The organism is Mesorhizobium sp. M0590, from assembly GCF_040320905.1.
Lineage (GTDB): Bacteria > Pseudomonadota > Alphaproteobacteria > Rhizobiales > Rhizobiaceae > Mesorhizobium.
Genome location: NZ_JAMYQN010000009.1, coordinates 115,689 through 139,831 on the forward strand (window position 1 = coordinate 115,689; position 24,143 = coordinate 139,831).

Annotated in this window: 21 protein-coding genes; 10 read left to right on the top strand and 11 right to left on the bottom strand. The window is 63.1% G+C overall.

Features of this window, described 5'->3' with window-relative positions:
* Positions 1-355 precede the first annotated feature (355 nt).
* Positions 356-622, bottom strand: coding sequence for an SEL1-like repeat protein (locus NKI52_RS16875; protein WP_010915070.1), 267 nt, complete (start codon positions 620-622; stop codon positions 356-358).
* Between the two features lie 459 nt (positions 623-1,081).
* Between NKI52_RS16875 and NKI52_RS16880 the strand changes: the two genes are divergently transcribed.
* The 5 genes from NKI52_RS16880 (at position 1,082) to NKI52_RS16900 (ending at position 4,725) form a co-directional block, all read left to right on the top strand.
* Complete coding sequence (locus NKI52_RS16880; protein ID WP_023677801.1) at positions 1,082-1,426, top strand: DUF2147 domain-containing protein; 345 nt, start codon at positions 1,082-1,084, stop codon at positions 1,424-1,426.
* Positions 1,427-1,635: 209 nt separating this feature from the next.
* Positions 1,636-1,788, top strand: coding sequence for a hypothetical protein (locus tag NKI52_RS16885; RefSeq protein ID WP_023677802.1), 153 nt, complete (start codon positions 1,636-1,638; stop codon positions 1,786-1,788).
* A 41-nt stretch (positions 1,789-1,829) separates the two neighbouring features.
* Positions 1,830-2,024: a hypothetical protein gene (locus tag NKI52_RS16890; protein ID WP_352698680.1), complete on the top strand. Its 195-nt coding sequence runs from the start codon at positions 1,830-1,832 to the stop codon at positions 2,022-2,024.
* 80 nt (positions 2,025-2,104) lie between these two features.
* Positions 2,105-3,607 (top strand): AMP nucleosidase, encoded by a 1,503-nt coding sequence (locus NKI52_RS16895; RefSeq protein ID WP_352698682.1) that lies wholly within the window; start codon positions 2,105-2,107, stop codon positions 3,605-3,607.
* Positions 3,608-3,687: 80 nt separating this feature from the next.
* Positions 3,688-4,725 carry an endonuclease/exonuclease/phosphatase family protein gene (locus tag NKI52_RS16900; protein WP_352698684.1) on the top strand — a complete coding sequence of 346 codons (1,038 nt, stop codon included), beginning with the start codon at positions 3,688-3,690 and terminating at the stop codon, positions 4,723-4,725.
* 30 nt (positions 4,726-4,755) lie between these two features.
* Here the strand turns inward: NKI52_RS16900 and NKI52_RS16905 are convergent, their stop codons facing one another.
* The 3 genes from NKI52_RS16905 to NKI52_RS16915 all read right to left on the bottom strand — a co-directional run bounded on the left by NKI52_RS16905 (position 4,756) and on the right by NKI52_RS16915 (position 7,432).
* A complete protein-coding gene (locus NKI52_RS16905) occupies positions 4,756-5,352 on the bottom strand; it encodes a DUF922 domain-containing protein (RefSeq protein ID WP_352501795.1) in 597 nt (198 codons plus the stop codon).
* Between the two features lie 111 nt (positions 5,353-5,463).
* Positions 5,464-7,143, bottom strand: coding sequence for an electron transfer flavoprotein-ubiquinone oxidoreductase (locus NKI52_RS16910; protein ID WP_352698686.1), 1,680 nt, complete (start codon positions 7,141-7,143; stop codon positions 5,464-5,466).
* Between the two features lie 106 nt (positions 7,144-7,249).
* Positions 7,250-7,432 carry a hypothetical protein gene (locus tag NKI52_RS16915; protein ID WP_198023574.1) on the bottom strand — a complete coding sequence of 61 codons (183 nt, stop codon included), beginning with the start codon at positions 7,430-7,432 and terminating at the stop codon, positions 7,250-7,252.
* On the opposite strand from NKI52_RS16915, the gene NKI52_RS16920 reads away from it, so the two are divergent.
* The 3 genes from NKI52_RS16920 to NKI52_RS16930 all read left to right on the top strand — a co-directional run bounded on the left by NKI52_RS16920 (position 7,383) and on the right by NKI52_RS16930 (position 9,867).
* Positions 7,383-8,027 (top strand): hypothetical protein, encoded by a 645-nt coding sequence (locus NKI52_RS16920; RefSeq protein WP_023677808.1) that lies wholly within the window; start codon positions 7,383-7,385, stop codon positions 8,025-8,027. The genes NKI52_RS16915 and NKI52_RS16920 overlap by 50 nt on opposite strands.
* 37 nt (positions 8,028-8,064) lie before the next feature.
* Positions 8,065-8,946 carry a uracil-DNA glycosylase gene (locus tag NKI52_RS16925; RefSeq protein WP_352698688.1) on the top strand — a complete coding sequence of 294 codons (882 nt, stop codon included), beginning with the start codon at positions 8,065-8,067 and terminating at the stop codon, positions 8,944-8,946.
* Between the two features lie 105 nt (positions 8,947-9,051).
* Entirely contained in the window at positions 9,052-9,867 is an 816-nt protein-coding gene (locus tag NKI52_RS16930; RefSeq protein ID WP_352471021.1) for a helix-turn-helix domain-containing protein, read from the top strand.
* Here NKI52_RS16930 and NKI52_RS16935 read toward each other — a convergent pair whose 3' ends face one another.
* Together NKI52_RS16935 and NKI52_RS16940 are read right to left on the bottom strand one after the other, a co-directional pair.
* The gene (locus tag NKI52_RS16935; protein ID WP_502897762.1) at positions 9,868-10,845 is read right to left on the bottom strand and encodes a DMT family transporter; all 978 of its coding nucleotides are present in this window, start codon (positions 10,843-10,845) and stop codon (positions 9,868-9,870) included.
* Positions 10,842-11,066: a hypothetical protein gene (locus NKI52_RS16940; protein WP_352698794.1), complete on the bottom strand. Its 225-nt coding sequence runs from the start codon at positions 11,064-11,066 to the stop codon at positions 10,842-10,844. The genes NKI52_RS16935 and NKI52_RS16940 overlap by 4 nt, the downstream gene beginning before the upstream one ends.
* 153 nt (positions 11,067-11,219) lie before the next feature.
* Between NKI52_RS16940 and pepN the strand changes: the two genes are divergently transcribed.
* Together pepN and NKI52_RS16950 are read left to right on the top strand one after the other, a co-directional pair.
* On the top strand, positions 11,220-13,865 hold the full coding sequence (gene pepN, locus NKI52_RS16945) for an aminopeptidase N (RefSeq protein WP_352698690.1): 2,646 nt from the start codon (positions 11,220-11,222) through the stop codon (positions 13,863-13,865).
* Positions 13,866-14,053: 188 nt separating this feature from the next.
* Positions 14,054-16,381, top strand: coding sequence for a PAS domain-containing sensor histidine kinase (locus tag NKI52_RS16950; RefSeq protein WP_352698692.1), 2,328 nt, complete (start codon positions 14,054-14,056; stop codon positions 16,379-16,381).
* Between the two features lie 50 nt (positions 16,382-16,431).
* Here NKI52_RS16950 and NKI52_RS16955 read toward each other — a convergent pair whose 3' ends face one another.
* The 5 genes from NKI52_RS16955 to NKI52_RS16975 form a co-directional block, all read right to left on the bottom strand.
* Entirely contained in the window at positions 16,432-16,911 is a 480-nt protein-coding gene (locus NKI52_RS16955) for an EF-hand domain-containing protein (protein WP_352698694.1), read from the bottom strand.
* 145 nt (positions 16,912-17,056) lie between these two features.
* Positions 17,057-20,023, bottom strand: a complete 2,967-nt coding sequence (locus NKI52_RS16960) for a bifunctional [glutamine synthetase] adenylyltransferase/[glutamine synthetase]-adenylyl-L-tyrosine phosphorylase (RefSeq protein WP_352679797.1) — start codon at positions 20,021-20,023, stop codon at positions 17,057-17,059.
* The gene (locus tag NKI52_RS16965; protein ID WP_352679794.1) at positions 20,023-21,492 is read right to left on the bottom strand and encodes a sensor histidine kinase; all 1,470 of its coding nucleotides are present in this window, start codon (positions 21,490-21,492) and stop codon (positions 20,023-20,025) included. The genes NKI52_RS16960 and NKI52_RS16965 overlap by 1 nt, the downstream gene beginning before the upstream one ends.
* Positions 21,493-21,498: 6 nt before the next feature.
* Positions 21,499-22,173 (bottom strand): response regulator transcription factor, encoded by a 675-nt coding sequence (locus tag NKI52_RS16970; protein WP_352454335.1) that lies wholly within the window; start codon positions 22,171-22,173, stop codon positions 21,499-21,501.
* A 398-nt stretch (positions 22,174-22,571) separates the two neighbouring features.
* Positions 22,572-24,128 (bottom strand): Do family serine endopeptidase, encoded by a 1,557-nt coding sequence (locus tag NKI52_RS16975; protein WP_352698697.1) that lies wholly within the window; start codon positions 24,126-24,128, stop codon positions 22,572-22,574.
* Positions 24,129-24,143: the final 15 nt, after the last annotated feature.

The following is a 24,143-nucleotide window of genomic DNA, read 5'->3' on the forward strand; positions in this document are numbered from 1 at the left end:
TCTCGCGCGACCATCCCGGCCGCGCCTCTTCCAGAGTGGCGGGAGAATTTCACCCTTCACCGGGGCTGTCTAGACGCATCGTCGGCACTCGATTGGGCCTGCAACACGCAGTCCCAAAGACAAAGCCGCGCCAGCCTTGTTCCGGCCGGTCGCGGCTTTTGCCATGAGCTTCCCATCGGCGCCAGGACCCGCTCGCCTTCCCTGTCTATTGCACAGCTTGCCGCCGTGTTCTTGATCTTGTTGGCTCAGCCGTCTTGCGCGGCCTTGATTTTTCGGGCCCGGCCCTCTGCGCGGCCTTGACCCGAAGCATCCCTGTTGTGAGGTCAGTACCCTTGTGAAGTCGATGCCGGCGAATTCAGTGCATCGTCATCCATTCGCGAGCTTCGCGCAGCGCCTTGGCGATCTCGACCTTCGACATGGCGGCAGACAATTCGGAGCGCAGTTCAGCGGCGCGGGCCGAACCCTTGATCGCGGCGATGTTGAACCATTTGTGGGCGGCGACGACATCGGTCTCGCAATCGCGGCCAGTCGCATACATCATGCCCAACTCGAAGAGAATATCGGCCTGGGCAGTTGCCCCCATGGCGCCGAAGCCGGCTTCAAGCATTTCAAAACGTGCCATTTCAAATCCCCTGTTCTGGCTCCCGAGAGCTGTCTCCGTCTGTCCCTCGGTGTCCTTGATTACCGTCGGGGGCGGCCGCTCTTTCGATGCTTTCGAGAATGCCCCGGAGGCTTGAATCCGTCGTTAAATGGCGTGCTTAATTTGAGGAAAACAAAGCTAAAACAAGAGGTAAACGCGAAAATTCGTTAAGGATACAAAGCCAGCAATCGCGCCGGTTTGCACAAGATTTGAAGAAAACTTGCGAGGCGCGGATCAAGACTCCGCTAACCACAGAAGACAAAGACGTGTGCGGCCCGTTTCATTTTTCGCCGGCGCGGCCGTTCGGGAGCGGGCAAAAACCCGCAACCCTTCCGTCGCGGCACCGCTTTTGTTTTTCCGGGAGCTGGACTAGCTTACGTTTGCGTAAGGGGCAGACACCCGGGACGGAGCCCGATTGGACTTACCTGAGGGAGGAAAGACATGTTTCGACAAGTGAGCCTGGCCCTCGCGGCCGCAATAATGATGACCGGCGCGGCATGGGCCGATCCGATCGAAGGCAATTGGAAAACGCAAGCCGGATCGACTGCCGCCATTTCGGGTGGCGGCGGGGCATTTTCGATTACGCTCAAATCCGGCAAATTTGCCGGCAAGAACATCGGTTCACTGAAGGTTGCCGGCGACAACAAATATGCCGGCACCATAACCGACCCGGAAACCGACAAGACCTATTCGGGCAAAGCATCGCTTTCCGGCAGTTCGCTCAAGATGAGCGGCTGCGTGCTCGGCGGGCTGATCTGCAAGAGCCAGACCTGGCATAAGCTCTGATCGTGCCATTCCTGCCAGGGGTGAGCGGGGCCAGTCGGCCCCGTTTTCATGTTATCGGTCTCGCAGCCGCGGCGTCGCCATAGGTCGCTGCTTTCAAGGCGGCACGCCCAGAGATCATCAACCATTTTGAACCCCAGATGAACGGAGCCATCAGAGCCGGTTCAGCCGGGGCAAGGCATTGTCATGCGTATTGAAGGAGACACCGCGCAATGCTTGCCCGCCGCTTCACCATCGTCTGCCTGCTGATGAGCCTGTTCGGCATGTTGTTCGCCGTCCTTGTCGCCGAAGCCGGCCGGCCGTCCCGCTCCTGGGACGTCGCCAGTTCCTGCCGACTCGGTTGCTTGAACCATCTTCACCACTGAAACGACAAAGAGCTGAACCTTTAGAGAAAAGCAAAACGCCGATGAACCGCCTCGCCGCCAACACCCTCAAGACGCTTCGGCTGCTGCCGCGCGCGGCGCGCATCCTGACTGTTCTTTCGGTCCCGGTACTGGCCGTGCCGACGATGCGCACCAATGCTGGCTCGACGATCGAGGCGCCTGCGTTGAGGAAGTCAGGCCTCGGCTTTGTGCTGCTGGTTAGCCTGCAGCGCGGTTAGCAGACCGAAAAACGCCGACAGCGCGTATTGAGGCCGCCTTACCCCCTCCCAACCGCGCGTCCAACTCTCTATATTGAGTCATGGAAAAGCGAATCTATCCCCAAGCCATTGAATCGGTCGTCACGCCGGAGCCGTTTGGCCGACAGAGCTTCAACGATGCCAAGAAGGCGGTCGCGGCCCTGCAGGTGCTTTACGACCGCAACACCAAGTTCCTGCGCGATTCATTTGCCGCGCTCGCCGCGGGCGGCGACAACAACAAACGCTACCGGGCCTTCTATCCGGAGATCGGCGTCACCACGAGTTCGTTCACCCAAATCGACTCAAGGCAGGCCTATGGCCACATGCCGACGCCGGGGCATTTCTCAACCACCGTCACCCAGCCTGCTCTTTTCGAAAGCTACCTCACCGAACAGCTTCGGCTGATCATGCGCAACCACGGCGTTCCGGTCACGGTTTCGGAATCGACCACTCCCATCCCGCTGCATTTCGCTTTTCTCGAAGGCACGCATGTCGACGGCGCCGCTGCGGAGCGCATCAAACGGCCGATCCGTGACCTGTTCGACGTGCCGGATCTCGACGGCACCGACGACCAGATCGCCAACGGTACCTTTGAAGTGGGATTGGGCGAGGCACGGCCGCTGGCGCCGTTCACCGCACAACGGATCGACTATTCGCTGCATCGGATGTCGCACTATACGGCGACCAGTCCCCAGCATTTCCAGAACTTCGTGCTGTTCACCAACTACCAGTTCTACATCGACGAATTCGTCGCCCGTGCACGCGAATTGATGGCCAATGGCGGTAACGGATATGTAGAGTTCGTCGAGCCGGGCAATATCGTGACCAAAGTGGGCGACAGCGCGCCTGGTGAGGGTGCTGCGCCCCCTCGCCTGCCGCAGATGCCGGCCTATCATTTGAAGAAGCCGAACCATGGCGGCATCACCATGGTCAATATCGGCGTTGGCCCTTCCAATGCCAAGACCATCACCGACCATATTGCGGTGCTCCGGCCGCATGCCTGGGTGATGCTCGGCCATTGCGCCGGCCTGCGCAACACGCAGGCGCTGGGCGATTATGTGCTGGCACACGCTTATGTTCGGGAAGACCATGTCCTCGACGACGATCTTCCGGTCTGGGTGCCGATCCCGCCGCTGGCTGAAATCCAAGTGGCGCTGCAGGAAGCGGTCGCCGAGGTCACCGGGCTTTCCGGCTACGACCTCAAGCGCATCATGCGCACCGGCACCGTCGCCACCATCGACAACCGCAACTGGGAGCTGCGCGACCAGCGCGGGCCGGTGCAGCGGCTGTCGCAGTCGCGGGCGATCGCTCTCGACATGGAATCGGCGACGATCGCCGCCAACGGCTTCCGCTTCAGGGTGCCCTATGGCACGCTGCTTTGCGTATCCGACAAGCCGCTGCATGGCGAATTGAAGTTGCCGGGCATGGCGACCGAGTTCTACAAGCGGCAAGTAGCGCAGCATCTGACCATCGGCATCAGGGCGATGGAGAAGCTGGCTGAAATGCCGATGGAGCGGCTGCATTCGCGCAAACTCAGGAGCTTTTCGGAAACTGCCTTCCAGTAAATGCCGAATCGCATGTGTCGGTCCAGGTCAGGACATTTCGTCATCTTGATTGAGCCGCACTTCTGCCGATAGACAAAGCGATGGCACGTGTTTGGGACATGACGGTTGCGCTGGCATTCGTCGCAATGCTTGCACTCTCGGCCGCGCTGGTGGCCGGGTTCTTCGGATCGCTGCATCCGGCCCTCGATTCCTTTGCTCATTTCCGCGTCCATTTTTCGGTGCTGATGGCGCTTTGCGCGCTGCCGCTGCTCGCCACCTCGTTTCGCCTGCAGGCCGCGGTCGCATTGCTGTTTGCGATAGCCTCCTTTGCCACCACGCCGAATGCCTTGCCGCTTTCGCGGCTATGGCAGGTGCAGGCCGCCTACGAAGCCAAACCCGGTGACGAGCCAGTCTACCGCCTGCTGCAGATGAACCTCAGGTTCAACAATCCAACGCCTGAGAAGGTGCTGTCGCTGATCGGCCGGACCCAGCCTGATGTTATCACCCTCGACGAGGTGTCCGAAACGTGGAAGGCAAAGCTTGGGCTGCTATCCGGCGGCTATCCCTACCGGATCCTCTGCCCATATCCCAATGGCGTGTTCGGCGTTGCGCTGCTGTCCAGACGACCGTTTGGCATAGGCACGGAGCCGCACTGCGACAGCCGCGGCGCGATGGCGATCGCCACGGTCGATTTCGGCGGAACCGACGTCGATGTCGCCGCCATCCACCTCACCTGGCCATGGCCGCACAACCAATCACGGCAGATTGGAGGGTTGTCTGACGAAATCGCCTCGCTTGGCGAGACGTCGATCCTGGCAGGCGACTGCAACGCAGCGCCATGGAGCGCCGCCGTCCGGCGCGTCGCATCGCTTGGCAAGCTGACTGTAATGCCGTCGGTCGGGCCGACCTGGCTCTACAGAAGGCTGCCGGATTTCCTGCGCTTCGCCGGACTGCCGATCGACCAGGTCTTCAGCAAGGGCGCCATTGTTATCCATTCGGCGTCGACCCTTGAGGACACCGGCTCAGACCATCTGCCGGTGCTGGTGGAGTTTTCGCTTCGGTCGGATGAACAAAAGCCGCTCGACGAGCACCAGACGGCGACCGCGCTTGCGGCGCTGCCTGGCGGGACGCGAAGCTGAAAATCCGCAGTCCAATCTCGACCTGGCTTATTACTGGCCCACAAAAGCGCGGATGAGGTGCTCGACAGGGCCGCCGTCGCGATGCTCGTGCGCATCGAAGGCGATCTGCTTTGCCTCGTATTCGGCATAGATGGCATTGATCCGGCGCTTTGCCTCGCGACGTGCCTCGAAACAGTGCGGGTCATCACCGACTGTCAGCCCTCGAACCGACTTTTCGGTGGCCCGCATCATCTGTCTGGCGATGCGGCCATGGGTCTCTTCATGGGCGCGAACGCCAGCGAAGAACCGCTTCCAGCGCTTCTGCAGCGCAGGCGACGTGGCTGAGACTAGTTTGGGATAGGTATAGAAGAGATTGAGCGTCCCGTTGGCCTGGCGCAGGCGGCAGACGCCGTTTTCCCGTTGGGCGTCGAAGGTCCAATCATCGACGCTGTAGCCGGTCTGCGCGATGGCGTGGGTCATGAAGCCGTGCTTCGGCCCACTGCGATCCATGGCCTCGATCAGGGCCGCGCCGGTGGTTCCGGCAATGTTGTAAGTTCGTGTCTTGACCAGCACCTTAGTGCCGGCCAAGGCTGCAGGGGCGCACAATGCCCCGATCGCCACAACGCTCGTCAGAACTGCCAGGCGCATTTTTCCTTCCTCCCTGTCGCCGCAGAAAGGAAACACAGGCAGGCGGTTTATTCAACAATCCTACGGTTGCGCTGCTCCTCATCTTGTTTAGTCCGGAGCAAACCTTGTGACTTACATGTTCTGGTAGACCGGGCCCTCGCCGCCCTGTGGCGGCACCCAATTTATGTTCTGGTTCGGGTCCTTGATATCGCAAGTCTTGCAGTGCACGCAGTTCTGCGCGTTGATGACGAAACGCACATCCTTGGCCGCAGGATCGGCGGCGGCATTGCCATCCTTGTCGACCCATTCGTAGACGCTGGCCGGGCAGTAACGCGTCGAGGGTCCCGCATAGACGTCATGCTCAGAGCGCTTCTGCAGGTCCATGTCGGCGACGAGCAGATGCACCGGCTCGTTCTCCTCGTGGTTGGTGTTGGACAGGAACACCGACGACAGCCGGTCGAAGGTCAGCACCCCGTCCGGCTTCGGGTAGGCGATCTTCTGGTGCGCGGCGGCCGGTTCCAGCGTCGCATAGTCGGCCCTGCCGTGCTTCATCGTGCCGAAGGGCGAGAAGCCGAACAGCGTGTTCAGCCACATGTCGAGGCCGCCAAGGCCGACGCCGACAATGGTGCCGAAGCGCGACCATAGCGGCTTGACGTTGCGCACTTTCTTCAGGTCCTTGCCGATATCGGTGGCGCGCCAGGCGGCCTCGTAGGAGGCCAACTCGTCATTGGTGCGGCCGGCGGCTATCGCATCACAGACATGCTCGGCCGCCAGCATTCCGGAGAGCACGGCATTGTGCGAGCCCTTGATGCGCGGCACGTTGACGAAGCCGGCCGCGCAGCCGATCAGCGCACCGCCGGGGAAGGACAGTTTCGGCACCGACTGCCAGCCGCCTTCGGTGATGGCGCGGGCACCATAGCCCAGCCGCTTGGCACCCTCGAAGGTGCCGCGGATCGCCGGATGTGTCTTGAAGCGCTGGAACTCGTCAAAGGGCGACAGATAGGGGTTCTTGTAGTTCAGGTGAACGACGAAGCCGACTGCCACCTGGTTGTCCTCGAGATGGTAGAGGAAGGAGCCGCCGCCGGTCTTCAAATCGAGCGGCCAGCCGAAGGAATGCTGGACAAGGCCCGGCCGGTGGTTTTCCGGTTTGATCTGCCAGAGTTCCTTGAGGCCGATGCCGTATTTTCCGGGCTCGCGGCCGTCGGAAAGGTGGTGTTTGGCGATCAGTTGCTTGGCCAGCGAGCCACGCGCGCCCTCGCCGATCAAGACATATTTGCCCATCAGCGCCATGCCCGGCGCAAAGCCCGGACCGTGCGTGCCGTCCTTCTCGACGCCCATGTCGCCGGTGACGACGCCGGTGACCGCACCGGCCTCGTTGTAGAGCAGGCCGACCGCGGCAAAGCCCGGATAGATCTCGACGCCCAGCGCCTCGGCCTTGGTCGCCAGCCAGCGGCAGACATTGCCGAGCGAGACGATATAGTTGCCGTGATTGTTCATCAGCGGCGGCATCAGGATATTGGGCAGACGGAACGAACCGGCGGGGCCGAGAACCAGGAAATGGTCATCGGTGACCGGTGTCCTGAAGGGATGACCCTCCTCTTCGCGCCAGCCGGGCAGCAGCCGGTCGATGCCGATCGGATCGACGACGGCGCCGGACAGGATGTGCGCGCCGACTTCGCCGCCCTTTTCCAGCACGACGACGGAAAGCTCGGGATTGACCTGCTTGAGACGGATCGCGGCGGCGAGGCCGGCCGGGCCGGCGCCGACGATGACCACGTCGAATTCCATGCTTTCGCGTTCGATATCGCTCATCGATCCCTCACTGGCTCGCTATTCCCGGCATCTTGCTGGCTCACGCGCTGCATAGCGCATCAAATAGCGACGGGAAACCGGCGCGGACGTGACAATACCGATTTCGTCAAAAAGTCGCGTCCTGCCGCACAGATTCGCGGTGACGAGCATCAATCTTCAATCCTATTCCGTTTGCACAGATATGTCGCACTGATGTTTTTAATTGTTCGACGGCTTGCTTATCGGCCATACTTCCCGCCATGCGCATATTCGGGCCGGCTGGCTTTTCATCGACGCGCTTTTTTTTCACGCCCGGCCGGTTTTGCCGTGCGGCGCTCTTGGCGCTTCTGCCACTGACGGCCCTCGATGCCCGTGCCGAGCAGCAACTGGTCTGGGCGACCGGCGCCTATTCCTTTTCCGACGAGCGCGGCGGTTTCCGCATCACCGGGGCTTCCGGCATCGGCACGAAAGAGGATCCGCTGGTCATCACCGAAGAGCTGAATTCAGCGACGCCGGTAACGCTGGCCATTCGCACGACAAGGCCGATCCAGCCGTTCGGCAAGGCGGGAGACTTCGCCAATGGTCTGATGTATATGCGCATCGACGTGCTCAACAATAGCGGCCAAGCCTGGGTCGAGTTCCAGTTCGAACTCCAGGAGATCCTCGACCAGCCGAGCGTGTTCGGCGACGGCCTGTCGTTCGACCAGCGCAACAAAACGCCCGAAAATATCTGGTCGAGCAGCTACGCCGATTTCGACCGCAATTTCGAACCGTATGACCGCCTGCTGTTCAAGAACGGCAAGATCGACCCGCTGAAGACCGCCAGCTTCTATTTCCTGATCACCGACTACACGCCGCGCTGGACGTTCTATCTCGTGCAGGATCCGCGCATACCGTCGAGCTGAACTTGCAAATTCAAGCTCCGCGGCCGAATGTGAAACCATGACTGCCGCCCCCCACACTAGCCGAGCCGATCTCGCCGAGCTGCTGGCCTTCTACGCCAGCGCCGGCGTCGACGAGGCACTTGAAGAACAGCCGGTAAACAGGTTTGCAGAAGCCAGGCCGCCCGAGCGGGTGCCTGCGGCGGCCGCTCTGCCGGCCGGTGAAAATGCATCGCCTCATCGCTCGACGAGCGTGTCGCGCGGCGAAATGGGCGAGAGACCGAATACGGCACCGGCAGTGCGAACGTCCCCGGCCATGTCAACGGTGCCCGACGAGGCGCAGGCGGCATTGGCGCGGCAACTGGCGAGATCGGCGGCAAACCTCGACGAGCTTCGCCAGCACATGGCGGCATTCAACGGCTGCAATCTTAAATTCACCGCCAAGAACCTGGTGTTCGCCGACGGCAATCCGACTGCCGCGGTGATGCTGGTCGGCGAAGCACCGGGCCGCGACGAGGACATAGAGGGCTTGCCGTTCGTCGGCCGCTCGGGCCGGCTGCTCGACCGCATGCTGGCCGCGATCGGTCTTGACCGGACATCTGCCTACATCGCCAACGTGATTCCCTGGCGGCCGCCGGGCAACCGCACGCCGACGCCGCACGAGACCGAGATCTGCCGGCCGTTCATCGAGCGGCAGATCGAACTGGTCAATCCGAAGGTGCTGGTCAATCTCGGCGGCCCGTCGGCAAAGACCCTGCTCAACACCTCCGAAGGCATATTGCGGCTGCGCGGCAACTGGCGCGTCCACACGACCCCGTCTGGCGTCGCCATTCCCGCCATGCCGACCCTGCATCCGGCCTATTTGTTGAGAACGCCGGCGCACAAGAAGCTGGCGTGGCGGGATTTCCTCGAAGTGAAGGCGAAGTTGCGGGCACTTGGGTAACGGTGCAGAACGCGTCTTCCGTCCTCCCCTTGCGAGGAAGGAAGGGCGGCACCATGACCTCGCAGGTAATTGAAATGCGCCCACTGCCGGCCTAGTCATCTCGTTATGACAGCAGCCCAGATTTCCGCCGGCAGTCTCATTCGCGAATGGCGTACACGCCGGCGCATGAGCCAGCTCGACCTCGCCATGGAGGCCGAGATCTCGCAGCGGCATCTGAGTTTCGTTGAAAGCGGCCGCGCCGCACCCTCGCGTGACATGGTGCTGCATCTGGCGGAGCAGCTTTCGATCCCGCTCAGGCAGCGCAACCAGCTGCTGCTGGCCGCCGGCTTTGCCCCGAGCTTCAGCGAACGACCACTTGACGATGCCTCGATGGCACCGGCGATGGCGGCGGTCGAGACCGTGCTCAAGGCGCACGAGCCGTTCCCGGCGCTTGCCGTCGACCGGCATTGGAACCTGGTGTCGGCGAACGCCGCCATCGGCCCGTTCCTCGCCAATGTCGCCGACGCCTCACTGCTGAAGCCGCCGGTCAACGTTTTGCGCCTCAGCCTGCATCCCGGCGGCATCGCGCCGCGCATCGTCAACCTTGCGGAATGGCGGACGCATCTTCTGGAGCGGCTGAAGCGGCAGAACGACGCTGCCGCCGATCCGGTTCTGGTCGAGCTCGAGCGCGAGCTTCGGGCCTATCCGTCCGGCCTTAAAAGCAGCCGGCCGGCGCCGGTCGAGCCGAACGCGATTGTCCATCCGCTCAAGCTTGCCCATGGCGACGCGGTGCTGTCGTTCATCAGCACCATCACCGTGTTCGGCACGCCGCTCGACGTGACGCTGGCGGAGCTGGCGATCGAATCTTTTTTCCCCGCCGACGAGCAGACGCGGGCGGTGCTGATGCGGCTGGCGAAAGAGCGGACCGACGCAGCGGGCTGATCACCCTTCCGGCGCGACGGCCTTGCGGGTGCGGGTGCGTTCGAGACCCAGCTGGCGCTCGCGCCAGATGATGAAAATCCCCGCCGCAACCACGATCATGCCGCCGACCAGCATGTTGATCGTGGCGATATCGCCAAAGACCAGATAGCCGACGACGACGCCGAGGATCATCGAAGTGTATTCGAACGGTGCCACGACGGAAGCCTCGGCATGGCGATAGGCCGAGGTCATCAGAATCTGGCCAAGCCCGCCGCAAAAACCCGCGGCAATCAGAAGCCCCGCCTGTGCTGGCGTCAGCGCCTGCCAGCCGAATGGCAGCGAAAGCAGCGCCATGACGCTCGCGGTTACCGAAAACCACAGCACGATGGTCGCCGTCCGCTCGCTCTGGACGAGGTTGCGAACCAGGAGCATGGCGATGGCCGAGATCGCCGCGGCTATCAGGGCGGCGATGACGCCAAGCACCTCCTGATCGCCAAGGGCAGCGCCCGAACTGAGCAGCGTCAGTTCCGGCCACGAGATGATCAGCACCCCGACCAGGCCGACGGCAACCGCACTCCAGCGATAGATGCGGATGGCTTCGCCGAGGAAGATCGAACTGAACACCACGACCAGCAGCGGCTGCGCGTAGTTCAGTGTGATCGCCTCCGGCAGCGGCAGCCGCGTCAGCGCGAAGAAGCCGAGCCCCATGGCACAGACACCGACGACGCCGCGCGCAATGTGGTTGAGCGGGCGCTTTGTCGAAAAGGCGGTTCCGAGTTTTCCCTGGAAGGCGAGGAAGGCGATGATCGGAAAAATGGCAAAGAAGGAGCGGAAGAAGACGATCTGGCCCGCCGGGACGGTGCCTGCCGCCTTGATGCAGGACGACATGCCGACGAAGACCGCCACCGATACGATCTTGAGCAAGATCCCGGTCAGCGTGCTGTGCTCGCCGGCAAGGTCGCCAACTGCAAGCACTGGCAAATCCGGTCTGGCTGTCACGCCCCTTTTGCTTCCTCGATCGCCGCCCAGATGCACGCCGGCGTTGCCGGCATGTCGATATGCCTGATGCCGTAGGTGCGGTAGTGCGCGTCGGTCACCGCATTGAGCGCGGCAGGCATCGACCCGATCGTACCCGCCTCCCGCGCGCCCTTGATGAAGGCCACATCCTCGCGACGCAACACAGAGGCGCTCGTTCCGAATTTCGGCGTGACGACGGTCATGGAAGCCTCGCGATGATGCTTGGGAAATGATCGCCTGAAATAGACGTCGCTGCAGTTTTGTCGAGGGAGCGTTTCGTGTAAAGAGCGCAGACTTCAAATTATTTGGACCAGCGGACCCGCCCGCCGCACCCGATCGACAGGAAAAATCAAGGAATGCGCACAGATACCGGCCAGGTCTTCAAGCTCGAAGACTATCGCCCCAGTGATTATCTCATTCCGGAAACCAGCCTGACTTTCCGCCTTTCGCCTGAAGCAACGCATGTGACCGCCGTGCTGACGGTCGAACGCCGCGACGGGATTGCGGCGTCGGTGCCACTGGTGCTGGATGGCGACGGGCTGACGCTCCGCGGCATCGCCATCGACGGCCAGGAGCCGAGCCCTGCGGATTTTCTCGTCACGCCCGATCAACTGACAATCATCAGCCCCCCTGCGACAAGGCGCTTCCAGCTGAGAATTGAAACCGTGTTGGCGCCGGCGCAGAACGAAGCGCTGATGGGCCTCTATCGCTCGAGCGACGTCTATTGCACGCAATGCGAGGCCGAAGGCTTTCGCCGCATCATTTATTTCCTCGACCGTCCCGACATCCTGTCGGTCTATACGGTGCGTATCGAAGCTGAGCGCAATGAGGCGCCGCTGCTTTTGTCCAACGGCAACCCGGCCGGCAGCGGCGAGCTTGCCGGCGGCTGGCACTATGCGGTCTGGCACGACCCCTTCCCCAAGCCGTCCTATTTGTTTGCGCTGGTGGCGGGCGACCTCGGCAAGATCTCGGACAGTTTTGTCACCCTGTCTGGCCGCAGGGTCGAGCTCGGAATCTATGTCGAACCGGGCAAGGAGAGGCTCGCCGGCTACGCCATGGACGCTTTGAAACGGTCGATGAAATGGGACGAGGAGGCATTCGGCCGCGAATACGACCTCGATGTCTTCAACATCGTCGCCGTGTCCGACTTCAATATGGGCGCAATGGAGAACAAGGGTCTCAACATCTTCAACGACAAATATGTGCTGGCCGACCAGGAAACCGCGACCGACGCCGATTTCGCCAATATCGAGGCCATCATTGCCCATGAGTATTTCCACAATTGGACAGGTAACAGAATCACTTGCCGCGACTGGTTCCAGCTTTGCCTGAAGGAAGGCCTGACGGTTTTCCGCGACCACGAATTCTCCGCCGATCAGCGCTCGCGCGCCGTCAAGCGCATCGCCGAGGTTCGTACGCTGCGCGCCCATCAGTTTCCCGAGGACCAAGGGCCGCTGGCGCATCCGGTCCGGCCTCGCCGCTACCGCGAGATCAACAATTTCTACACGGCGACGGTCTACGAAAAAGGCTCGGAAGTCGTGCGCATGATCCATACCATCCTCGGCGCCGAGACGTTCCGCGCCGGCATGGACCTCTACTTCGAACGTCACGACGGCCAGGCGGCGACGATCGAAGACTTCATCAAAGTGTTCGAAGACGTCTCGGGTCGCGACCTGTCGCAGTTTTCGCTGTGGTATCATCAGGCCGGTACGCCGAACCTGACCGTCAGTTCGGCGTATAATCCGGCAGCGCGGGAATTCACGCTCGAAATCGAGCAGTCGGTGCCGCCAACGCCGTCGGAAAGCCGCAAGCGGCTGATGCACATTCCGCTTGCCTTCGGCCTGGTTGGCGCCGGTGGCGAGGCGATAGCCCACAGCGGCGCCGAAGGGGCGAACGTCGAGGACGGTGTCATCCATATCCGCAAACGCCGCCATGTCGTCAGGTTTTCCGGGATTGGCGAGCGTCCAGCCATGTCGCTCAACCGCGGCTTTTCGGCGCCGGTGACACTTTCGGTCGAGCAGCGGCCCGACGACCAGTTTTTTCTGGCTGGGCACGACAGCGACGCCTTCTCGCGCTGGCAGTCGTTCAACACGCTTTTGACCGATGCGCTGATTGCAGCCTTCCGCCAGATCCTGGACCACAGGCAACCCGAGTTCAGCGCCCGGCTGACCGGGCTTGCCGGCAAAATAGCCGGCGACGAAGCGCTCGAACCCGCCTATCGGGCACTGGCGCTGGCGCTGCCCGGCGAGGCCGATATCGCCCGCGACATCGGCAAGAACATCGACCCCGACGCCATTTTCGCGGCGCGCGAGGCGCTGGCGGTTGCGATCGCCGAGGCCAACCGCGAGATATTCTCCAAACTTTACGATCGGCTCGCCGACACTGGTCCGTTCAGCCCGGACGCGGCCAGTGCCGGGCGGCGGGCGCTGCGCAATGTCCTGCTGGACTATCTCTCCTTGCTGCCGGGAGGTGCGGAACTCGCTGCCGGGCACTTCCAATCGGCGACCAACATGACCGACCGGGCCGCGGCGTTGACCGTGCTTGCGCACCGTCACCATGGCTCACCGGAGGCGACCAAGGCGCTGGCGGATTTCGAGGCGAAATATGCAACCGATCCGCTGGTCATGGACAAATGGTTCCAGATCCAGGCCAGCGTGCCCGGCCCGCAAACCGTCGACGCGGTGCGCGCCTTGACAGGCCACCCTGCGTTCTCGATGGCCAACCCGAACCGGGTACGGGCACTCATCGGCACGTTTTCCAGCGCCAACCAGACCGGCTTCCATCGCACCGACGGCCAAGGCTACCGGCTTTTCGTCGAAACGGTGCTGCAGGTCGAAAAACGCAACCCGCAGGTGGCCGCCAGGCTGGCGACGGCGCTCAGGTCGTGGCGCTCGCTCGAACCGGTGCGGCAGGCCAAGGCAAGGGAGGCGTTGCTTTCGATCGCCAATACCGAGAAGCTGTCGGCCGATTTGCGAGACATCGTCGAGCGCACCCTGGCGTAAGCGACCTCCGTTGTCCCCTTGTGGGAAAAAGGGAAGACCCCCCGAAAACCCAGTTATTTTAGTCGATTTTTAATCTTTTTTCGCCGCGCCTCTGGACAAGGCGAATCACCTTTGATTCTTTAGTGACGATTCGGAAGTGCGGCGTTGCCGGATCGTCAAGCGGGACAGAAAATCGGGGAGTGCCATTTATGGCGAAGGCGGACGCGTGGGGCGCGCCCGGTGGGACGGCTTTTGGGCGGCGCGAGGCGCGAAGCGACGGTCTCGCGGGCAATACGCGGCTCATCGCCGAACCTGCCTACCGACGGCTGCTGGCAGCCGAGCCGCTGTTGCGGCGATCGATACCGGCCCTCATTATCATGTTTCTGTTGATCATCGCAGTACTGCGCTTTCTGTCACTGATGAACGAGCGCGACGAGATCGAGCGCGACGCCAAGGCGATCCTTGCGCTGGCCGCCGGCCAACTGGCCAGTTCGATCGCTGCCGATGCGACCATGGGTTCCACGCCCGGCGCGATCCAGGACCTGCTGGAGAGCACCGGTCGTCAGGGCGCGATGGGCCGAAGCCACGTACTGGCGATCACCGATAGCGCCTTCAAGATCATTGCCGTATCGCCGCAGTCGATGCACTGGGAGGGCCGGTCGCTCGATGGCGTCGTACAGGGCGGGCAGCCGCTGTTCATGTTCGGCGACCGCGCCGGGGTGATGGAGGTCAGCATCGGCGGACAGGACTGGTACGCGGCAGTGAGCCTGGCGAACGGCCGAAAGGGTGCCGCGGCAGCGTTCGTGCCGCGGGAGACAGTTTTTGACGCCTGGCGCAAAACGGTGTCACTCAATGTCACGCTGTTCGTGCTGACGGCCGGTGTGCTGATCATCATCCTCTACGCCTATTTCGGCCAGGCGGCGCGCGCCCAGGCCGCCGATCGCATCTATCTCGAAGCCCACCAGCGCATCGACATGGCGCTGGTACGCGGCCGCTGCGGCCTGTGGGATTGGGACATGGTGCGCGGCAAGATGTACTGGTCGCGCTCGATGTACGACATGCTGGGCTACGAGCCTTGTGACACGATGCTGTCGTTCGGCGAAGTCGATGAAATCATTCATCCCGAGGACGGCGATTTGTTCGAACTCGCCAACAGGATCGTCGCACGCGAGATCGACCATATCGATCAGGTGTTCCGGATGCGCCATGCCGACGGGCAATGGGTTTGGATGCGCGCAAGAGCACACGTTATCGACCCGGAAGCGCCGGAGATCCAGCTGATCGGCATCGCCGTCGACGTCACCGAGCAGCGGCATCTGGCGCTGCGCTCCGAAGCGGCGGACCTGCGCCTGAGGACAGCCATCGAAAACATCAACGAATCTTTCGTGCTGTGGGATTCGTCCGAGCGCCTGATCATGTGCAATTCCAAATACCAGCAGGACAACGGCCTGTTGGATCGCGACGTGATGCCGGGCGCTCCGCGCGCCGTTCTGGAGGAACGCATGCTGGCCTTCGCCTCGGAGCGGCGGCTTGCCAACACCAACGGACCGCAGGGAGGCGTGACCTTCGAGCGCCAGCTTGCCGACGGCCGCTGGCTGCAGGTGAACGAGTTGCGGACAAGGGACGGCGGTACCGTCTCTGTCGGCTCCGACATCACCCAGATCAAGCTGCACCAGGAGAAGCTGGTCGACAGCGAGCGCCGGCTGATGGCGACAATCCATGACCTCAGCCTTGCCCGCCGCGCGGAAGAAGAACGGGCTCGTGAGCTCGTCGAACTCAATCGCAAATACATGAAGGAAACCGAGCGCGCCGAAGCGGCAAACCGGGCCAAATCCGAATTCCTGGCCAACATGTCGCACGAGTTGCGGACCCCGCTCAACGCGATCATCGGCTTCTCGGAACTGATGGAACGGCGGCTGTTCGGGCCGCTCGGTTCGCCGCGCTACGAAGAGTATGCCACCGACATCAACGGCAGCGGCAAATATCTTCTCGGTGTGATCAATGACATCCTCGACATGTCGAAGATCGAGGCCGGCCAGTTCGCCCTGGATCAGGAAGAAATCGATCTCTGCCCGCTCATCAGGGAGACTGTTCGCGTCGTTTCTCTGCAGGCGGCGGAAAAGTCGATCACCGTCGAAACCCGCATCGCCGATTCGCTGACGCTGTTCGCCGACCGCAGGGCGATCAAGCAGATCCTCATCAACCTTCTGTCCAATGCGGTGAAGTTCACCGGGCAAGGCGGCCACATCTCGGTCAGAGCCCGCAGCATTTCCGCCGCGCTGATCCTGACGATCGAGGACAATGGCTGCGGCATCCCGAAGGCGGCGCTGAGCAAGCTCGGGCGGCCATTCGAACAGGTGCAAAACCAGTTCTCCAAGAGCCATGCCGGCTCCGGCCTCGGCCTCGCCATCTCGCGCTCGCTGGCCGAGCTTCAGGGCGGCGCGTTGAAGATCCGCTCGACCGAAAGCGTCGGCACGATCGTCTCGGTACGCATCCCGATCAAGAAAGCCGCGCAGGCGGTCAGGGCCGCTGCCTGAATGACAAAATAAGTCTCCGGCGGCTCGCACCGCCGGAGCGTTATCAATTCTCACTGCATGCCGTCAGTGCCATCATTGCCCTCGCCGTCCCATTGGCGGTGACCGCCGGGACCCTTCGGCAGTTCGTTCTTCTCGATTTTCCCGTCATTGTCACGGTCGAGCATGGCGAAGACCTTCTTCTGGCGGGTTGTGATGTCATCGGCGGTCAGCGTGCCGTCGCCCTTGGTGTCGTAACGGGCGATGATGCGCCTGGCCATCTGCTCGAAGCGTGCTTTCTCCAGCGCGTCGGCGAGCTGTGCCACGGTCAGCTTGCCGCCATTGTCGGCGACCATCTTCTTCAGCCGCGCGTTCATGGCGTCGGAGAACTGGTCGAAGGTGATGGTGCCGTCATTGTCCTTTATGACCTTGCCGAGGCGCATCATCATTCCGTCGCGCGGCCCGGCCCCGGAGTGCTCGTCTGCATAGGCAGCGGTGCCGACGGCGCCGGCCAGGGCTGCGAAAACGAGTGCAAGTCTGGTTGTCTTTCTCATGGTCTTCTCCTGTTGCATCGTCACCCCCGATGCTAGAGCGGCGGACCTTCAATCCCCCGCTCTATCTCTTTGATTGAACATCGGAACCTCCCAAAGCAGGTCGCAATTTTGGGCCCGATGCTCTCGCCCGTACGGCTGGTTGCCGTCACGGTTGTTTCGCACGAAGCAGAAGGTCGAAATCCTTTCTGACCTTCTGCGACGTCTCCCCGACATGCGCTTCAAGCACCCCGAAATCCGGCAGGTCGGTGACGGCCAGAAGCAGATCCGAAAGCCCTGGCGGAACGTCGTCGCGTTCGAACGCGCCGGTGAGGCAAAGCCGTATCATCTGGGTCAGCGCCAGATAGAGCGAATAGGCATCCACCAGTTCCTGCCTGACCTGGGCGCTGGCGAAATCCGGCGCCAGGCGCGACAGGACCTCAGCCGTGCCGGTGGCCCTGCGGCCGGCTTCGATCTTTCCGGTGATCAGCGCAATCTGGGCAATGAATTCGAGATCGATGAGGCCGCCCGGGATCAGCTTGATGTCCCAGGGATCGCGCGGCGGCTTCTCCTTGTCGACCATGGCGCGCATCTCGGATGCCTCGGCCATCACCTTGGCTGGATCGCGCGGCAGAGCGAGCACTGCGGCAACCTCTCCCTCGACCTCGCGGCAGAGCTTGGCATCGCCGCCGATCGTGCGGGCGCGCGCCAGCGCCATGTGCTCCCATGTCCAGGCGTCCTGGCGCTGATATTTCTTGAAGGCGTCGACATGGGTGGCCACCGGCCCCTTGTTGCCGGACGGCCGCAGGCGAAGGTCGAGCTCGTAGAGCACGCCCTCGGCGGTCGGCGCGGAAACGGCGGCGATCAGCCGCTGTGTCAGCCGGCTGTAGTAATGCGAGGGGGCAAGCGGCTTGTCGCCGTCGGACTCCTCCGCATCGGCGTCGTGATCGTAGAGCAGGATGAGGTCGACGTCGGAGCCCGCCGTCAGTTCGCGGCTGCCGAGCTTGCCCATGCCGAGCAGCGCGACCCGGCCGCCGGCAATATAGCCATGACGCAAAGCGAATTCCGCCATCACCGCCTGCAATGCCGCCTCGATGGTCAGGTCGGCGAGATCGGAAAAAGCGCGGCCGGCGCGCGGCGGGTCGATCGACCCGGCAAGCAGCCTGACGCCGATCAGGAATTTTTGCTCCGAAGCAAAGATGCGCAGCCGGTCGAGCACGTCTTCATAGGCTCTGTCGCCTTCGAGGAAGGCGGCAAGGCGCGCCGACAGATAGGCGCGGTTTGGCAGTTCGCTCAGCAGCGCCGGATCGAGCAGCCCATCGAAGACATGCGGCCGGCGCGTGATGATGGCGGCCAGCCGCGGTGCCGCGCCCATGATAGTCGCCATCAGCTTCAGCAAAGCCGGATTCGACTGCAGCAGCGAAAACAGCTGGATGCCGGCAGGCAGGCCGGCAAGGAATTCGTCGAAGCGGATCACTGCCTCGTCCGCCCGCCGCGTCTGGCCGAAGGCTTGCAGCAGCGCCGGCGTCAGTTCGGTCAGCCGCTCGCGCGCTTCCGCCGACCTGGTGACGCGGTAGCGGCCGAAGTGCCAGCCGCGGATAACCCGGCAGATGTCGCTCGGCCGCTGGAAGCCGAGCCGCTGCAAGGTCTGCAAGGTATCGGGATCGTCGACGTCGCCGGTAAAGACCAGATTGCCGATGCCGGCCGAAAGCTCCGGCGCGGTTTCGAACAGCGCTGCATAGTGGCGCTCGACCTGGTGCAGCGCCGCGCGGAACGTTTCGGCAAAGCCTGCCGCATCGGCAAAGCCCAGCATGCGGGCGACGCGCTCCAGCCCCTCTTCGTCCTCCGGCAGGATATGCGTCTGCTGGTCGGCAACCATCTGGATGGCATGTTCGACGCGGCGCAGGAACCAGTATTGCCTGGTGAGCGCATCGCGCGCGTCGACGGTGATCCAGCCGCGCGCGGCGAGCTCGCCGAGCATCGGCACGGTCTCGCGGCCGCGCAGTTCGGGAAAGCGGCCGCCGGCGATGAGTTGCTGGGTCTGGACGAAGAACTCGATCTCGCGGATGCCGCCGCGGCCGAGCTTGACGTTGTGGCCTTTGACCGCGACCTCGCCATGGCCCTTGTGGGCGTGGATCTGGCGCTTGATCGAATGGACGTCGGCAATCGCCGCGTAGTCCATGTATTTGCGCCAGATATAGGGCTGCAGTTCCTTCAGGAACACGGCGCCGGCAGCAACATCGCCGGCCACCGGGCGCGCCTTGATCATGGCGGCGCGCTCCCAGTTCTGGCCGCGCGCCTCATAGTAGCGCAGCGCCGCCTCGACCGGGATCGCCAGCGGCGTCGAGCCGGGGTCGGGACGAAGCCTGAGATCGGTGCGGAAGACATAACCATGCTCGCTGCGGTCCTGGAGAATGCGGACCAGCCGGCGGGTCAGGCGCGAAAACAGCTCGGTTGCATCGAGCGGATCGACGACAGCTGGCGCATCGGGGTCGAAGAAGACGACGAGGTCGATGTCGGAGGAAAAGTTCAACTCATGCGCGCCGAGCTTGCCCATGCCGAGCAGGATCCAGCCCGAGCGTCGCGCCGGATTTTTGGCATCCGGCAATCGGAGCTTGCCTTGCTCATGCGCGTCGCGGAGCAGGAAATCGACGGCCGCACGCGTGCAGGCGTCGGCAAGGTCGCTCAGTCGCCGCACCGTCAGGGAGGTCTCGGCTTCGCCGGCGAGATCGGCCAAGGCGATCAGGAAATGCGCCTCCGCCTTACATTGGCGCAGCTCCATCATCAGGCTGCTTTCGGAGACGGCCTGTACGCGTGCTGCCTTGTCGACCGCGGCGCCGATCGATGACAGCCGCGCCTCGACGCTCCCGTCGAAAAGCGCATCGAGTATCCGCGGCCGGCGGCGCGCGGTATCGCGCAGGAACGGCGACAGGTCGAACACGGCGGCGAGGAAATCCTGGACGACCCCCTTGCCTGCCAAGAATTTCGCCAGTCGCGGCAGTTCTTTTTGCCGCGCGGCGTCGGCGATCTCCGACAATTCCTGCCTGGCGCGGCTTGCATCCAGCGGAACGAGCTTTATCGCCGGCTTCAACAGCCAGTCCGTTTCGAGGCGTCGCACTGCCATCCTCGCCACCATCAGCGATCCTCCCGCCCGGGAAAACTCATGACGACCGACAATCCGGGATTGCCGGGCAGAAGCTCAAGCCGTCCATTGTGGAACGTCACGATCGCCTTGGCGAGGCTCAAGCCAAGGCCGGAACCCGGTTGCGAGCGGCTCTTTTCCAGCCGCACGAAACGCTCGGTCACCCTGGCGCGGTCGACATCATCGGGAATGCCCTGGCCGTTGTCGGAGACGGCGAGTCTGATCTCGCTACCGACACGCTCCAGCGTCACGCGAACCGTAGGCCTGGAGGTCGAGTCGGTCGAATATTTGATCGCGTTGTCGACGATGTTGGACAGCGCCTGGCCAATCAGCTCGCGATTGCCGTTGACGGCGAAGGAACCTTGCACCGAAGTTTCGAGCGTCACGCCCGCCTCCTCCGCTACCGGCTCGTAGAGTTCGACGACGTCGTGCACGGCAGCGGCCAGATCAACCCTGGTGGTGCTTTCCGAGGAATAGCCGGCTTCCAGTCGCGAGATCATCAGGATGGCGTTGAAGGTCTTTATCAGCTGATCGGATTCGGCGATCGTTCCTTCCAGCGCCTGCCGGTAGTCGCTGGTGTTGTGCTTGCCGGAAAGCGTCGCCTCGGCGCGATTGCGCAGCCTGGTCAGCGGCGTCTTCAGGTCGTGGGCGATATTGTCGGAGACCTGCTTCAGGCCCTCGTTCAGCGTGGCGATCCTGGCCAGCATGGAATTGAGGTTTTCCGACAGCCGGTCGAACTCGTCGCCGGCGCCGGTGACCGGCAGCCGGCCGGAAAGATCGCCGCCCATGATACGGCGGCTCGCCTCCGACACGCTGTCGATGCGCTTCAGCGCCGCGCGCCCGACGAAGAACCAGATCAGCAGCCCGCCGACGCCCATCATGCCGAGCGCCAGCATCAAGGCGCGGCGAATGACGGCGCGGAAGCGCTCCGGCTCGCCGAGGTCGCGGCCGACCAGCATGATCATCTGGTTGGGCAGGCGCAGCACCAGGGCAATGGCGTTGTGGCCTTTCTCGCCTTCGGCCTGGACTTCGCTCTGGGCGGGCTCGTTCGGGTCGGAGACCGGGTTGCGCTGCCGCTCGAGCTCGCCCTCGCCGAAGCGGCGGTATGAGAACGGTTCGGTGGTCCAGCCCTCGGCCTCGATCACCCCCGGCTCCAGGCTCTGCACGTTGCCGGTCAGGATCTGGCCGTTGGCATCGGCGATCAGATAGAGATTGGCGCCGGGCTGGCGGGAGCGCTGCTCGACGACACGGACCAGCAGCGGCAAGCCGCCGCGCTGATAGGCGCGGGCGAGGCCGAGCACCTCCTCGTTGATCGTGTCCTGGGTCTGGCCGGTCAGCATGCGCGCCGACAGCGAGGTCATGTAGAACACGAGCAGCACCGCGCAGATGGCGAACAGCAGGAGGTAGAGCGCCGAAAGCCGCGCTGCCGTCGTCTTCATGATGGCCGGCACGGAAAGAGTCATGGGGTTCTAGCCGCTTTTCAGCATGTAGCCGGCGCCGCGAACCGTGTGCAGGATCGGCTTGTCGAAGCCCTTCTCGATCTTGCCCCGCAGCCGCGAGATATGAACGTCGATGACGTTGGTCTGCGGATCGAAATGGTAGTCCCAGACATTCTCGAGCAGCATGGTGCGCGTCACCACCTGGCCGGCATGGCGCATCAGATATTCGAGCAGGCGGAACTCGCGCGGCTGCAGCGTTATCTCGCGCCCGGCGCGGCGCACCGAGTGCGACAGCCGGTCGAGTTCGAGATCACCCACCCGGTAGACGGTTTCGGCTTCCCTGGCGCTAGCGCGGCGGTTCAGCACCTCGACGCGGGCGAGCAGTTCGGAAAAGGCGTAGGGTTTGGTCAGATAGTCGTCGCCGCCGGCGCGCAGACCGGTGACCCGGTCGTCGACTTCGCCGAGCGCCGACAGGATCAACACGGGCGTCGTATTGCCTCTGGACCTGAGCCCGGCAATGACCGACAGGCCGTCGCGGCGCGGCATCATGCGGTCAATGACCATGACGTCATAGTCGCCGGAATCGGCGAGCGCGAAGCCGGTTTCGCCGTCGCCGGCGACATGGGCGGTATGGCCGGCCTCGGCGAACGCCTTCTGCAGGTAGTCGGCTGCCTCGCGATCGTCTTCTATGACGAGAATCTTCATAGAACCGTTATACGCGATTTCGCTGGAAGATTGAGTGGCCGGCATATGCATCGTGGCCTTCTCCATGGCGTATCGCGAACAAAGTGATTCAGGGATACGCGGTAAGTCTTTGTTTTAGCATGTCGTAGCCTAAAACTGCTTCACGCCTTGAGCGGCATGTTCGAGCGGCAGCGGGCGATGGGAAGCCCGCTGCCGCTGGGGCGGAACACGATGACTGACTAGCGTATTCAGGCCCTTGCTTTCCCGTGCGGCGGCTCGGGGGTGTTGAAAACCGCCGCACCGGAAAAGTCGACCACTAGAGCGCCGCGCGTCCTCTTGGACGCGCAAAGGACGCTCTAGCACCTTGAATCGGCGCATGAGCCTTTCCGAAAACGGAATACGTGTTCGGGGTCATGCGCTCAGCCCTTGGCGACAGGCAGTGCGACGAAGCGGTTGCTGTCGTCGCGGGTGATCTGCATCAGCACCGCCTTGCGGCCGGACTTCACCGCGTCGGCCATCGCCTTGTCGACGTCGCCGGTGCCGTTCACTTCCGCCGAATTGACGGAGGTGATGACGTCGCCGGGCTGGATGCCGCGATCGGCGGCATCGCTGTCGGGGTCGACATCGGTCACCACAAGGCCCTTGCCATCGTCAGACTTGGTGACGGTCAGGCCGAGATCGGCGAGCGTGTCGGTCTTCGGCGCGGGGGCAGGCTGCTGGTCGGCCGAGGCCTGCTTGTCGCTCGACGGCAGCTTGCCGAGATCGACCTTAACCGCCTCGCTCTTGCCGTTGCGCCACACCGTGACATCGACAGATTTGCCGGGCGGGTAAGCACCGATCAGACGGGCGAGTTCCTTCGGCGAAGCAACGTCCTTGCCGTCCACCTGGGTGATCACCTCACCGGCGGTGATGCCGGCCTTCTTGCCGGGACCGTTGTCCTGCGCGCTGGCAACGAGCGCGCCCTTGCCGGACCCAAGGCCAAGCGACTCGGCGATTTCGGGCGTGACCGGCTGGATTTCGACGCCGAGCCAGCCGCGCTGGACTGTACCGTTCTTCATCAGATCCTGCACGACCTGCTTGGCGGTCGAAGCGGGAATGTCGAAGGCAATGCCGACGCTGCCGCCCGAGGGCGAGAAGATCGCGGTGTTGATGCCGACGACCTGGCCGTTGAGGTTGAAGGTCGGGCCGCCCGAATTGCCGCGATTCACCGAGGCGTCGATCTGGATGAAGTCGTCATAGGGGCCGGCGCCGATATCGCGGCCGCGGGCCGAAACGATGCCTGCGGTAACCGTGCCGCCGAGGCCGAACGGATTGCCGACAGCCACCACCCAGTCGCCGACGCGAACCTTGGAATCATCGGCGAAGTCGACATAGGTGAACTTGCTGCCGTCATCGACCTTGAGCACGGCAAGATCGGTGCGCGGATCGGTGCCGATCAGCTTGGCGTCGAGTTCCTTGCCGTCATTGGTCACCACGGTGAAGGCGGTGCCCTCCTCGACGACATGGTTGTTGGTGACGAGATAGCCGTCATCGGAGATGAAGAAACCGGACCCTTGCGCCACCGGCCGCGGCTGGTCGTTGTTGCGGTCACGGTGTCCAAAACGGCGCATTCCGTTCGGGCCCTGATCGCCGCCTTGATCGCCAAAGCCGCGGAATTCGCGGAAGAACCGGCGCAGCTGCGGGTTGTCGGGAAGATTGCCTAAGCCGTCCTCGTCGTCCATCTGGCCGGAACCGTCATCGGCCGTCGACTGGATCTTGGCCTTGACGCGCACGCTGACGACCGCCGGCGAAACGCGCTCGACCACATCGGCGAAGCTCGGGACCTGCGGTGCCTCGACACGCACGGCGTCGGCCAGCACCGGGGCTGTCCCGGTGGCAACAGCACCAAAGCCGATCGCGCCGGCAATGGCCAGGGATGCGGCTGCGGCCAGAAGGCGTTTGCGGGTGCGTAGATATGAATTGGGGGCAACATTCATGGTTCTCGTATCCTC